Annotated in this window: 8 protein-coding genes; 5 read left to right on the forward strand and 3 right to left on the reverse strand. The window is 74.0% G+C overall.

Annotation, left to right across the window (positions count from 1 at the left end; translation table 11 throughout):
- Window positions 1-176 precede the first annotated feature (176 nt).
- Both O7603_RS31145 and O7603_RS31150 read left to right on the forward strand, forming a co-directional pair.
- Complete coding sequence (locus O7603_RS31145; protein WP_281573276.1) at window positions 177-2381, forward strand: transglycosylase domain-containing protein; 2205 nt, start codon at window positions 177-179, stop codon at window positions 2379-2381.
- Between the two features lie 87 nt (window positions 2382-2468).
- Window positions 2469-3356, forward strand: a complete 888-nt coding sequence (locus O7603_RS31150) for an RNA methyltransferase (protein WP_281573277.1) — start codon at window positions 2469-2471, stop codon at window positions 3354-3356.
- Window positions 3357-3403: 47 nt separating this feature from the next.
- Here O7603_RS31150 and O7603_RS31155 read toward each other — a convergent pair whose 3' ends face one another.
- Window positions 3404-4678 (reverse strand): serine hydrolase domain-containing protein, encoded by a 1275-nt coding sequence (locus tag O7603_RS31155; protein ID WP_281573278.1) that lies wholly within the window; start codon window positions 4676-4678, stop codon window positions 3404-3406.
- Between the two features lie 188 nt (window positions 4679-4866).
- On the opposite strand from O7603_RS31155, the gene O7603_RS31160 reads away from it, so the two are divergent.
- Window positions 4867-6729: a PucR family transcriptional regulator gene (locus O7603_RS31160; RefSeq protein WP_281573279.1), complete on the forward strand. Its 1863-nt coding sequence runs from the start codon at window positions 4867-4869 to the stop codon at window positions 6727-6729.
- Between the two features lie 16 nt (window positions 6730-6745).
- Here the strand turns inward: O7603_RS31160 and O7603_RS31165 are convergent, their stop codons facing one another.
- Entirely contained in the window at window positions 6746-8098 is a 1353-nt protein-coding gene (locus O7603_RS31165) for a hypothetical protein (RefSeq protein ID WP_281573280.1), read from the reverse strand.
- Window positions 8099-8199: 101 nt separating this feature from the next.
- Between O7603_RS31165 and murD the strand changes: the two genes are divergently transcribed.
- On the forward strand, window positions 8200-9546 hold the full coding sequence (gene murD / locus O7603_RS31170; protein ID WP_281573281.1) for a UDP-N-acetylmuramoyl-L-alanine--D-glutamate ligase: 1347 nt from the start codon (window positions 8200-8202) through the stop codon (window positions 9544-9546).
- Between the two features lie 93 nt (window positions 9547-9639).
- Here murD and O7603_RS31175 read toward each other — a convergent pair whose 3' ends face one another.
- Window positions 9640-10212 carry a hypothetical protein gene (locus O7603_RS31175; RefSeq protein WP_281573282.1) on the reverse strand — a complete coding sequence of 191 codons (573 nt, stop codon included), beginning with the start codon at window positions 10210-10212 and terminating at the stop codon, window positions 9640-9642.
- 395 nt (window positions 10213-10607) lie between these two features.
- Between O7603_RS31175 and O7603_RS31180 the strand changes: the two genes are divergently transcribed.
- Complete coding sequence (locus O7603_RS31180; protein ID WP_281573283.1) at window positions 10608-12806, forward strand: tetratricopeptide repeat protein; 2199 nt, start codon at window positions 10608-10610, stop codon at window positions 12804-12806.
- Window positions 12807-12860: the final 54 nt, after the last annotated feature.

The raw sequence follows: 12860 nt of genomic DNA on the forward strand, positions 1-12860 counted from the left end.
GAGGTTGGCGGCGGAGTCGATCTCCAGAAGTGCCGCACAGCTCATGATCATCGAGTCGAGGGCGGGGACGGGGTGGGGGGCCGGGCTGGGAGGGTGCTGGTGGGCGGCGGTGAAGTTGCTGACAAACCGGGGCGCAGGGTGGTCGGTTGGCGGCTTTCGTGGCAATCCTGGGGACCATGGCCCGACCCCGCTCGCCGCTGACGCGGCTGTTCACCGTGCTGCTCGCCGGCGTGCTCGCCGGCCTCGCCCTCGCGGTGGCCGCGCTGCCCGGCAACCTGCTGCTCGGGTTCGCCACCAGGTCGGCCCTCGGGGCGTACGCCGCGCTCCCGGACGCGCTGCGCACCCCGGCCACCCCGCAGCGCTCCTACCTCTACGCCAATGACGGCAAGACGCTGATCACCACGTTCTACGACGTGAACCGGACGGACGTCCCGCTGTCGGAGATCGCCCCGGTGATGCGGCAGGCGATCGTGGCGGCCGAGGACCGGCGGTTCTACTCGCACGGCGGCGCCGACGTGCGCGGGCTGTTCCGCGCGCTGGTCGCGAACGTCAAGGGCGGCGGCACCGAGCAGGGCGGCTCGACGCTGACCATGCAGTACGTCCGGAACGTGCTGAAGACCGACCCGAGCCGCACCGCCGAGGAGCGGCAGGCCGCCACCGACCAGACCGTGGGGCGCAAGATCCAGGAGATCCGGTACGCCTCCGCGCTGGAACAGAGCCTCGGCAAGGACGAGATCCTCAACCGGTACCTGAACATCGCCTACTTCGGCTCTGGCGCGTACGGCGTCGCGGCGGCCAGCCAGCGCTACTTCGCCAAGTCGCCGGCCCAGCTGACCATGGCGGAGGCGGCCCTGCTCGCCGGCCTGGTGCAGTCGCCGGAGGCGTACAACCCGATCGACGGCGACCGGGACGCGGCGCTGGAGCGCCGGACGTACGTGCTGGACGCGATGGTCGCGACCAAGGCGATCACCGCCGAGCAGGCGGCGCAGGCGAAGGCCGAGAAGCTGACCCTGCACCCCACCGCGCAGCCGAACGGCTGCACCGCGGTCGCCCAGGGGCACGACGACTGGGGTTACTTCTGCGACTACCTGCGCCGCTGGTGGCTGACCCAGCCCGCGTTCGGCGCCACCGCCGAGGAGCGGGAGCAGGCGCTGCGCCGCGGCGGCTACACCGTGGTCACCTCGCTGGATCCGCAGGTCCAGGCCACCGCCCAGCAGCAGGCCACCGGCGTGTACGGGTACGACAACAAGCGCGCGCTGCCGATCGCCGCGGTCGAGCCGGGCACCGGCCGGGTGCTCGCGATGGCGGTCAACCGGCACTACAGCCTCGCCGCGAACCCGGCCGGGCAGGAGAACCACCCCAACACCGTGAACCCGCTGATCTCCGGCGGGAACAGCGTCGACGGCTACCAGGCGGGGTCGACCTTCAAGCTCTTCACCATGCTCGCCGCCCTGGAGTCCGGCCGGACCCTCTCCACCGGCTTCGACGCGCCCAGCAAGCTGCCCACCCGGTACCCCGCCGAGGGCGAGGGGACCTGTGACGGCCACTGGTGCCCGGCCAACGCCAACCCGGAGTGGATGGACGGCTACCGGATGATGTGGGACGGCTTCGGCCGGTCGGTCAACACCTACTTCGTCTGGCTCGCCGAGCAGGTCGGCCAGGACAAGGTGGTCGAGATGGCGCAGCGGCTGGGCATCACCTTCCGGGCCGACGCCGACGCCGCCTTCGCCAAGAACGACGCGGCCGACTGGGGGTCCTTCACCCTCGGCGTGGCCGCCACCACCCCGCTCGACCTGGCCAACGCCTACGCCACGGTGGCGGCCGAGGGGACGTACTGCTCGCCGCTGCCGGTCGTCTCGGTGAAGACGGCCAAGGGCGAGCGGGTGCCGGTCGGCGACCCGTCCTGCAAGCGGGTGCTCGACGCCGACGTCGCCCGGGCCGCCACGGACGCGGCGCGCTGCCCGGTCGGCCAGCAGTCGCCGTACGGGCAGTGCAACGGCGGGACGGCGACGTCGGTGGACCGGATCCTGGACGGCCGCCCGGTCGCCGGCAAGACCGGTAGCTCCGAGGAGAACGCCACCGAGACGTTCGTCGGCTTCACCCCGCAGGTCGCAGTCGCCGGGATCGCCGCCAACCCGGACGACCCGACCGACTCGGTGGGCTCCGCCGTGCAGGCCAAGGTGATCGACGCGGTGGCCCGGGTGATCGCGACCGCGGTCAAGGGTCAGCCGGAGAAGGCGTTCACCGCGCCCAGCCGTGAGCTGGCGGGCGACCCGCGCCGACCGGTGGAGCGACCGCCGGCGACGCCGCGGGACGAGCGGCGGGACTCCTCCGACGACCCGCGCTCGCTGCTCGACCGCTGGCTCGACCGCCGCGGCTGACCCCGCCGGCGCCCGGCTCGGCTCGTCGCAGGGCGGGCCGGCCACGCCGTCGGCGTATCACCGGCGCGGAGCGCCGGTGCGACGGACGTGCCGCCTGCCACGCGGGTTCCGGGGCCGTCCGTCACCCCGGCGGGCGTCCGGCAGAATCGTCGGGTGCCCGTCCACCAGATCACCGACCCGGACGACGAGCGGATCGCCGACTACCGGGCGCTGACCGACGTCGAGCTGCGGACCCGCTGGGAGCCGCCGCACGGGCTGTTCATCGCCGAGGGGGAGCTGGTGCTGCGCCGCGCGCTGCGGGCCGGCTACCCGGCGCGGTCGTACCTGGTGGACGCCAAGCGGGTCGACCAGCTCGCCGACCTGGACACCGGCGACACGCCCGTCTACGCGGCGTCGCCGGAGGTGCTGCAACAGGCCACCGGTTTCCACGTCCACCGGGGCGTCCTGGCGTCGTTCCACCGCCGGCCGCTGCCCACGGCCGCCGAGGTGCTCGCCGCGGCCAGTCGCGTGGTGATTTTGGAGGACGTCAACAACCACACCAACCTCGGCGCGATCTTCCGGGGCGCGGCCGCGCTCGGCGTCGACGCCGTGCTGCTCTCGCCGACCTGCGCCGACCCGCTCTACCGGCGCAGCGTCCGGGTCAGCATGGGTGAGGTCTTCGCCATCCCGTACGCCAAGCTGGAGCCCTGGCCGGGCGGCCTGGCCCAGGTCCGGGCGGCCGGCTTCACGGTGCTGGCGCTGACCCCGGCGGCCGACGCGCTGCCGATCCAGCGGCTCGACCCGGCGCAGCGGGCCCGCGCGGCACTGCTCTTCGGCGCCGAGGGCGCCGGGCTGACCGCGGCGGCGCAGAGCGCCAGCGACGTGCGGGTGGCCATTCCGATGCGGCGCGGAGTCGACTCGCTGAACGTCGCCGCCGCCGCGGCGGTCGCGTTCTGGGAACTCGGGCGCGACGACCCGCCGTACGGCGACGGATAGCCTGCGGCCCGTTCCGAGGGCGGCGGGCGCCCTCGGCACGAAGCCGGTCAGGCGAAGTACGTCGACCAGAGGTTGTGGGTCGGCCAGCTGGGCGCCGCCCGGGAGGCGGTCCAGAGCGCCGCGTCGATGTCGCCGTAGCTGAGCCCGGACGCGTCGTCGCGCTGGTTGAACAGGGCGGCCCAGCTCATCCCGTGGTAGGTGCGGACCAGCAGGCTGTAGTTGCCGGGCAGGCTGCCGGTGTGCCAGGTGTTGCGGCCCGTGCCGCCGGTGACCGGGCGGACCTGCCAGCCCAGGCCGTAGTACCAGCCGTTCGCGTTGACGCCGGTCGGGTTGGGCACCGCGAACACCCGGCCGAGCGAGGTGGCGTTCAGCAGGGTGCTGCCGGTGTCGAAGGCCGAGGCCCACCGGACCATGTCGACCGCGGAGGCGATCCAGCCGCCGTTGGCGTCGTGCAGGCGCATGCTGAAGGTGCCGTACGGCGCCGGCACGACCGCGCCCGAGTTGTCCAGCACGGTCGTGCCGCTGTACTGGGAGCGGTAGCCCACCTCGCCGCTGTGCCGGGCGATGGTCCACCCGCTCGCCATCCGGGTGATCTTCAGCGGGGCGAGGAGCTTCTGCTTCACGTACGTCTCGTAGGGCAGGCCGCTGACCGCCTCGACGACCCGGCCGGCCAGCAGGTAGCCGTAGTTGCTGTAGGAGACCGTCGACCCGGGGTCGTGCATCAACGGCTGCCCGGACATGAACCGGATGACGTCGGCGTGGTGCAGCTCCATCGGCACGCCGAGCGCCTGCGCGATGACCCGGTCCTTGAACAGCGGGTCGAACGCGGTCTGGTCCCGGTCCCAGCCACCGGTGTGCTGGAGCAGGCGCCAGAGGCTGACCTTGGCCAGCCGCGGGTCGACTGCCTGCCCGGCGGGCGGCGTGAGGTCGAGGAACTTCGTGACCGGGTCGCCCAGGTTCAGCTTGCCGTCCTGCGCCAGCCGGACGAGCGCCGCCGCCGTCAGCGACTTCGACAGGCTGGCCACCCGGAACAGCGACGTCGGCTGGATCGTCTCCGGCGAGCCGTTGCCGTAGCCGCGGGCCAGTACGAGCCGGCCCTGGTAGGTGACCGCGAGCTGCCCGCCGCAGATCCCCCGCGCCTGCATGTAGCTCTTCATCGTGTCGTCGAATGAGCGCAGCGCGGTGACCGCGGTGCCGGTCGCCGTCCAGGTGCCCGCCGCGGCGGCGGGAACAGCCGTGCCCGCGCCGGCGACCAGCGCCCCGGCGCCCGCGGCACCCACCAACTTGCCGAACGTCCGGCGGCTGACAGTCGTCCTGTCCATGCCCGTCCTTCCGATTTCATCACGAACACGGGCACGCTACTGCAGATCATCGGTTCGGTGGGGTCCGCTACGGTCCGTGGGGCGGCCGGCCGTCGGGCCTCCGGGCCGTCGACGGGCCGCCGGCCTGGGGGTTCGGTCGCCACGCGGCCGGGCGTGACGGTCGAGTTCCAGGGGTCACGCAGGGTAGCGTGTCGCCCGTGTTCCCTACCGTGCGTGAGGTCCTCGCCCTGGACCCGGTCCGCCACGGCGCCCCGCGCCTGGTCGCCGGGGACGCTGGCCTGGACCGGCCGGTGCGCTGGGTGCACGTGGCCGAGGTGCCGGACATCGCGACCCTGCTCAACGGCGGCGAGCTGGTCCTCACCACGGGGATCGGCCTGCCGGGCGACGACGCGGGGTTGCGTGCGTTCATCGGCGACCTGGCCGACGTGGGCGTCTCCGGTCTGGTGGTGGAGCTGGGCCGCCGGTACGTCAGCGGGGTGCCGCGGGTGATGACGGCGGCGGCCGAGCGACGGGGACTGCCCCTGGTCGAGCTGCGGCGGGCGACCCCGTTCGTCCGGATCACCGAGGCGGTGCACGCGCTGATCGTGGACGCCCAGCTCACCGAGCTGCGGGCCACCGAGGAGATCCACCAGCGGTTCACCGAGCTGTCGGTCGAGGGGGCCGGGCCGGGCGAGGTGGTGCGGCAGGCCGCCGAGTTGTCCGGGTGTCCGGTGGTGCTGGAGAACCTCTCGCGTCAGGTGCTCGCGTACGACCCGGCGGGGGAGAGCGCGGAGCTGCTGCTGGACGCCTGGGAGCAGCACTCACGGCGGATCCGGCCGGCCGGCCGGACGGCGTACGACGTGGACAACGGGTGGCTGGTCACCGCCGTCGGCGCGCGCGGGCAGGACTGGGGGCGGCTGCTGCTGCGCTGGCCGGCCGGAGGCGACCTGGCCACCACCCCGCCCCGCCGTCCCGTCGCCGAGCCCGAACTGGCCGTGGACGGGGAGCCGGCCGCGCGGCCCGGCGCCGCCCCGCCGACCCGGCTGACGATCCTGATCGAGCGGGCCGCCTCGACGCTCGCCCTGGGCCGGCTGATCCGTCGGGACGCGGAGGGGCTGGAGCGGCAGATCCACCGCACCCTGCTCACCGCGCTGCTCGACCATTCCCGGCCGGTCGACGAGGTGGCGCTGCGGGCCAAGGCGCTCGGCGTGGTGCTGGAGCGGCGGCACCTGGTCGGCGTGATGGTGCGGCTGCGCGCCGACGACCCGGCGGGGGAGAGCGGCCCGACCGGTGACCTCGGCGAGTCCGGCCCGGCGACCGGCCCGGCCCGGCTGCGGGACCTCGCCGAGGCGGTCGGGCAGGCGCTGCACGACGCGAAGCTGACCGCGTTGATCAGCGCGGTCGACGACCATGTGGTCGGCGCGCTGCTGGCCCTGCCCGACGCGGCCGCCGAGGAGCGGGCGCTCGCCGCGTTCGCCACGGCGCTGCGCCGGGCCCGCCTGGACGCCCCGGCGACCCGCCCCGATGCCGGGTCCCGCGGCGAGGGCGCCGCCCGGCACGATCTGGTGCCCCGGCAGGACGCCGCACGGCGCCTGGACGGGCGGGCCGGCCCCGGCCGCCCGAGTGACGTGATCGTCGCCGCGGGTTCGGGGGTGGGCAGCCCGCGCGAGGCCCGCCGGTCGCTGATCGAGGCGCGGCAGATCGCCGACGCAGCCCGCCGTGACCGCCGCGACCTGCCCATCTTCCGGTTGCCGCACGTCGGGCTGGCCGGGCTGCTGCACCTGCTCCGCGAGGAGCCGCGGATGCAGACGTTCGTCGAGCGGGAACTCGGCGCGCTGCTGGCGTACGACGCGCAGCACCCCCGGGAGCAGTTGCTCGGCACGCTGCGGGCGTACCTCGAGCAGGGCCGGAACAAGTCGGCGGCGGCCGCCGCGGCGCACCTGTCCCGGCCGGCCTTCTACGAGCGGCTCGCCCGGATCGGCCGGGTCCTCGACGTCGATCTCGACTCGGTGGACGCCTGCCTCTCCCTGCACGTGGCCCTGCTGGCCCTGGACGCCATCCGCACCCCCTGACCCGGGGGAGGCCTGGTCAGGTCAGGGCGGTCAGGATCTTGGCGTAGGTGGGCGGGATGTGGTTCGGGCCGCCGCCGGGGGTGAACACGTCGGAGGTGGCGATCGCCGACCACGCCGTGTCCGGGACGGCGTCGACCAGGGCACGGACCACCGGAGCGTCGCGCCACTGCTCCTGCTCGGCGAGCAGGCTGAGCGCCACCACCGACTCCTCCACCTCGCCCACGCACTCGAAGGGCTTGTGCCCGTCGACGCCGAGCAGCTCCCGGTAGCCGGGGATCTGGGCGGGGTCGGCGAGCAGGTCGCCGCCGAAGATGTGGGTGATCCGCTCCCGGGACATGAACGGTGCCAGGGCCAGGAAGACGAACCGGCACTTCGGGCAGTCGCGGCACCAGCGCTCGCTCGCGTCACGCAGCTTGAAGGCGGCGTTGCAGCTGGTCACCACGTCGTCGTAGCGGTCGATCTCGGCGAACAGCCGGGCGATGTGCAGCTCCGACAGGGGGCGCAGCAGCGAGAAGTACGGCTCGGTGAGCCCTGCGTGCTCGGTCAGCGCCGCCCGCAGCAGGCCCTCCGCCTCGACCCCCTTGGACCACTGGTGGTTGATCTCGTGACCGTTCCAGATCAGGTTCGGGTCGGACGCGGAGCGCTCGTTCGACATCACCACCGGGCCCAGTCCGTGCAGCACCGAGGTGGCGACGGCGATCAGCGAGTTGATCGCGGTGACCGGAATGTGCCCGTTGCGGGCGCCGGCGGCGTTCAGCTCGAACAGCACCGGGTCGATCCGCCGGCGGGCGGCGAGCGGGGTGAGCCCGGACGCCTCGTTCACCGAGACGATCACGTGGTTCGGGTTGACCGAGAACGGCACCGGGTCGGAGCCGGCCCGGCGCAGCGCCTCCAGGGTGACGATCGAGTCCTTGCCGCCGCCGACGGCCGACAGCGGACGGCGGTCGGAGTTGTCCACCGGCGTCGGCGGCTTCACCGAACCGTCCGGGACCTCCGGCGTCAGCCTCAGCACCGACGGCAGCTGGTTGCGGTACGCGTACTCCGCGAGGCCCTTGCGGTAGATCGCGGTGACCAGCGCGGTGGCGGCCGGGCCGAGCGGCGCGGGCAGCACCAGCCGGCCGGGCGCAGCCGCCTTGTAGTAGCTGACCCCGGCGACGACGTGCAGCAGTTCCAGGACCCGCCCGAGAGCGGCGACCGCCTCGTCGGACGGTGGCCCCTCCGGCAGCGGCAGTGTGATCACCTCGGTGAACCGTTGCTCGCCGGCGGGGCCGGTCAGGGCGTAGTCGAACAGGGCCTCGCCGGTGGAGAGGTCGATCGAGTAGGACGGGAAGGTGAAGGCGTCCATCCGCCGCAGCTGCTCGTAGCGCACACGCCATACTAGGCCCTGGTTCGTCCTGCCGTGCCCGGCTGTGTCGGACCCGCCCCCGCGGCGGCCCGCCGGCCGCCGTCCCGCCTCGGAGGAGATCACCTGTGCGCCTGTCTGACATGCGCGGACGTTCTGTTGCCGTCTGGGGGACCGGCCGGGAGGGCCGGGCGGCGGTGACCGCGATCGCCGCGCACGGCCCGGCCGCCCTGGTCGCCGTCGACGACAGCGCCAACTTCCTCTCGCTGCCGTGGGACGGCCCGTTGGCCGAGGCGGCGCCGCTGGTCACCGGCGAGGCGGGGTTCGAGCGGCTGGCCGCCGCCGACGTCGTGGTCCGCTCGCCGGGGGTACCGCAGACCCACCCGTGGCTGGTGGAGCTGCGCCGCCGCGGCGTGCCGATCACCCAGGGCACCGCGCTCTGGATGGCCGACCACGCCGCCCGGACCGTCGGGGTGACCGGCAGCAAGGGCAAGAGCACCACCTCCAGCCTGATCAGCCACCTGCTCACCGCGGTGGACCGGCCCAACGTCTTCGGTGGCAACATCGGCGTGCCGACGCTGGACCTGCCGGAGGCGGACCTGTACGTGCTGGAGCTGTCCAGCTACCAGTGCAGCGACCTGACCGACTCGCCCCGGGTGGCGGTCGTCACCGCTCTCTTCCCCGAGCACCTGGACGCGCACGGCGGCGAGCGCGAGTACTACCGCGACAAGCTCAACCTGCTGGCGCACGACCCGGCGACCGTGGTCGTCAACGGCGCCGACCCGCGGCTCGCCGCCGAGCTGGGCGACCGGGCCGCGGTGCGCGCCGGCTCGCCGGACACCACCCACGTCGCCTCCGGTCCGGACGGCGCCCCGTGGTTCCACCTGCGCGACCAGCCGCTCTTCCCGCGGGCGGTGCTGCCGCTGGTCGGCCGGCACAACGAGGGCAACCTCTGCGTCGCGCTCGCCGTGCTCGACGCGCTCGGCGTGGACGTGGTGGCCCGCCGGGACACCCTGGCCGTGGCGGTCGCAGAGTTCCAGGGGCTGGCCCACCGGCTCACCGAGATCGCCGACCCGTCCGGGCTGACCTTCGTCGACGACACCCTCGCCACCAGCCCGTACGCGGCCATGCACGCCATCGACGCGTACGAGGGACGGCCGCTCACGGTGATCGTCGGCGGCAACGACCGGGGACTGGACTACACCCCGCTGCGGGAGCACCTGGCCGAGCGGGAGATCACCGTCATCGGCATCCCGGACAGCGGCCCCCGGATCGTCGAGTCGCTCGCCGGGCTGCCGGCGGTGCGTACCGAGATCGCCGAGGATCTGGTCGCCGCGGTGGGGCTGTCCCGCAAGCTCACCCCCGCCGGCGGGGTGGTGCTGCTGTCGCCGGCCGCGCCGAGCTACGGCCGGTTCCGCAACTTCGAGCACCGCTCCGAGGTCTTCGCCGAGGCGGTACGCGACACCGCCCGCTGAAGGGTGGAGCGGCCGGGCGAACGCCCTCGCCGCGGTGGGCGGCACCGAAGCCGGGAAGGCGCCGGCCGCGCGCGGGCTGGACGGGGACCAGGCTCAGCGGGATCCCGACATGCGCCGGCGGAGCCAGGAGCGGCGGGCCGGCGCGCTCTCCTCTCCGAGGTCGGGCTCGGGTTGGCCGGCCCCCTCCCGTCGCCACCGGTTGCCCTGCTGGTCGGTGAAGCACAGTCGCGCGGTGGTCGACGCGTACCGGGTGAGGTCGACGCTGCGGTCGACGGCGACGAACAGATCAGCGGCGGTCCCGCCCTCGAGCCGGTCGACCGGGCCGGTCACCGTGGTCACCGGCACCGGCCGGCCGCCCGGACCCGGTTCGCCGGCGTGCGCCACGGGCGTGGCGGCCAGGTCGAAGATCGGCCCGTCGCTGTCGTTGGCGACCCGGACGCGCAGCACCCCACCACCCTCCGTGCGGGTGGTGGTGGAGACGAGCCGTGCCTGCCGGGCCAGCGCGGCCCGGTCCTCACGGCGCCGGGCCCGCAGTTCACGGCGCAGGCTGAGCACGCCGAAGAGCAGCGTGCCGACGGTGCCGAGCCCGCCGAACCAGTCGGGAACCGATCCCCAGTCGACTCTCCAACCGGTCGGTACGACGGTCAGAGCCTCCACAATCGACATGTGGCCACGGTAGCCGCGGTACGCCAGTCCGCCCTCGGGTCCACCGTTCAGCGCGCTCCATCGGCCGTCCCGCCCGCGGGACTCTGCCGTTCATGTTCATGCGGCTGCGCGGAGTCGTAGCACAGGCCCGAGCCGGTAGTGTTGGTCACGGATCACGCGATCGGCCGTCACCCGCCACCGCGGACCGACCATCGTGGAGCCTGCCGTCTCGCCCCTCCGGGAGGCACGTTGAGTCACGGTCAACCCACCCCTCACCTACTCAGCCCCGCGCGACTGCCCGCGGGTCGTCGGGAGCGCTGCCGGGAGACGGGCCGCAGGGAGACGGTGCCGGGCCGCGGGGCCACGGCCCGCACCGGCCCGGCCGGCCAGGAGACGGGCCGCGGGGAGACCGGCCGATGACCGCCCCGGCACAGGACACCGGCTTCTCGATCATCCCGCCCCGCCGCAACCGGCTGCCGCTGCGGGGTCGGGACGAACTGGTCGAGACGATCCTGCGGGCCGCCGAGCCGCCCGCCGGCACCACGCGTGATCCGGAGGAGGCCACGCAGATCCTCTGGGGGCTGGGCGGCTGCGGCAAGAGCCTCACCGCGCAGGAGCTGGCCCGTCAGCTCGAGGAACGTGGCCGGCTGGTCTGGTGGATCTCGGCGAAGGACTCGGCTCGGGTCAGCGCCGGGATGCGCGAGGTCGCGGGGCAGCTCCAGGCGCCGGAGAACCAGCTCGACCTTGCCTGGGCCGGCAAGGCCCGCAGCCCGGTCGAGCTGGTGTGGGACCTGTTGAACAACTCACCCCGCCCCTGGTTGCTGATCTTCGACAACGCCGACGAGCCGACCCTGCTGGCTCCGGCCGACGGGCGGGTCGCCGACGGCACGGGCTGGCTCCGCCAGCCGCGTACGGCCAACGGGCTGGTCCTGGTCACCACCCGCGACGGGCGGCGGGACACCTGGGGTGAGTGGTCCACCATGCACCTGGTGAACGAGCTGTCGCCGGCCGACGGCGCGCAGGTGCTCGTCGACCTCGCCGGCGCGGCGCCCGGCACGCTGGCCCAGGCCGCCCGGCTCGCCGCCCGACTCAAGGGGCACCCGTTGGCGCTGCGCGGCGCCGGCACCTATCTGGCGGAGGCCAACCGCATCCCCGTCGGCACCGCGCGGTCCTCCATCCGCACCTATGACGACTACCGGGCGGCGTTGGACCACCGGGCCGGCACCACCACCCGGCCGAACGGCTCCAGCGGCTTCAAGAGAGCGGTCCGTCCTGTGGTGCAGTCCTGGGAAATGTCGCTGGACCTGCTCGCCGGGCGTGGGCTCGACCAGGCGCGGCCGGTGCTGCGCCTGCTGGCCTGTCTCGGCGACGCGCCGATTCCCTACGCCGTCCTGCTCGACCCGGTCCGGCTGTCGGCTTCCCCGCTCGTCGGCGAGATCGGCGAGGACCGGCTGCGCGAGGTGCTGCGCTCGTTGGCGGACTTCGCGCTGGTCGACCTCGGGGTGATCGAGTCGCTGCCCGCCCAGTCCCCGGTCGCTCACGTCGTCACCCTGCACCCACTGGTCCGTGAGCTGATCCGCGACCTGCCCGACGTGGTGTCCGATCGGGCGGCCTACCACGAGCTGGTGCTCCATCTGTTGGACGCCCTGCGGCTGCGCGACCCGGACCGCCCCCGCGAGGAGGAGTTCGACCCCGACGAGCCGGACAAGTGGGCGAGCTGGCACGTGCTGGCGCCACCCACGATGGGCGCGGTGCTGGATTTCCTCGACGGCGGAGACCTGCCGCGGCTCCGGCCCGACCTGCTGGACGTCGCGCTCGACCTGGCCCGGCTGATCGCCCGCTACATCCTGGCCGTCGGCCTGCCCGGCCAGGCGGAGATCTTCCTGGAACGCTGCCTGGCCGGATGCCGCCGGATAGGCGTCGACCTGAACGACCGGCCCGCGCTCAGCCTCCGCCACGAGCGTTCCCGGGCGGCGCTGGAGCAGGGGCACCTCAGCTGGGCCGAGAACGAGCTTCGCACGATCATCCCGGCCCGGGAGGCGCTGCTCGGTCGCGAGCACCGCAACACCCTCGCGAGCCGGCACAAGCTGGCCCGGACCATCCTGGAACAGGGCCGGTGGCGGGACGCCGAGGACGAGTTGCGTGACATCGTCCGGGCCGAGTACCGGGTGCGCGGCCCCGAGGACCGGGACACCATGACCGCACGGCACAGTCTGGCCCGCGCGATCGTCTACCAGGGCCGGTACGCCGACGCGCGCGCCGAACTGGCCGAGATCCTGGAGATCCGGCTGCGGCACTGGGCGCCGGACCACTTCGAGACCCTGACGGTGCGGCACACGCTGGACATGTGCCGGCTGCGCGAGGGCGAGATCGAGGAGGCGCTCGCGGACCTTCGCGAGATCCTCGCGACGGACGCCGCCAAGCGGCAGGTCCAGCATGTGGCCATGATCGCCGCTCGGCACACCCTGGCGGAATGTCTGGTCGCCACCGGTGCTACCGGCGAGGCGGAGAAGGTGCTGGTGGGGGTGGTCGAGGACCGGCGGCGGATCCTCGGCGACGACCACGCCGACACGGTCCGGGCCGAGGCCGACCTCCGGAAGCTACGTGGCGAATGAGGGACGGGACGTCGGGGTTCCGCTCCGGATCCGCAGCCAGCCTGACGAGGAGCT

Origin of the sequence: Micromonospora sp. WMMD812 (assembly GCF_027497215.1) — a bacterium.
In the GTDB taxonomy this organism is placed as follows: domain Bacteria; phylum Actinomycetota; class Actinomycetes; order Mycobacteriales; family Micromonosporaceae; genus Micromonospora.

What these genes read in the sequence shown, in the direction of transcription:
- O7603_RS31145 (WP_281573276.1), top strand. Translation starts at nt 177, where the DNA reads ATGGCCCGACCCCGCTCGCCGCTGACGCGGCTGTTCACCGTGCTGCTC.
- O7603_RS31155 (WP_281573278.1), bottom strand. Translation starts at nt 4,678, where the DNA reads ATGGACAGGACGACTGTCAGCCGCCGGACGTTCGGCAAGTTGGTGGGT.
- O7603_RS31175 (WP_281573282.1), bottom strand. Translation starts at nt 10,212, where the DNA reads ATGTCGATTGTGGAGGCTCTGACCGTCGTACCGACCGGTTGGAGAGTC.
- O7603_RS31180 (WP_281573283.1), top strand. Translation starts at nt 10,608, where the DNA reads ATGACCGCCCCGGCACAGGACACCGGCTTCTCGATCATCCCGCCCCGC.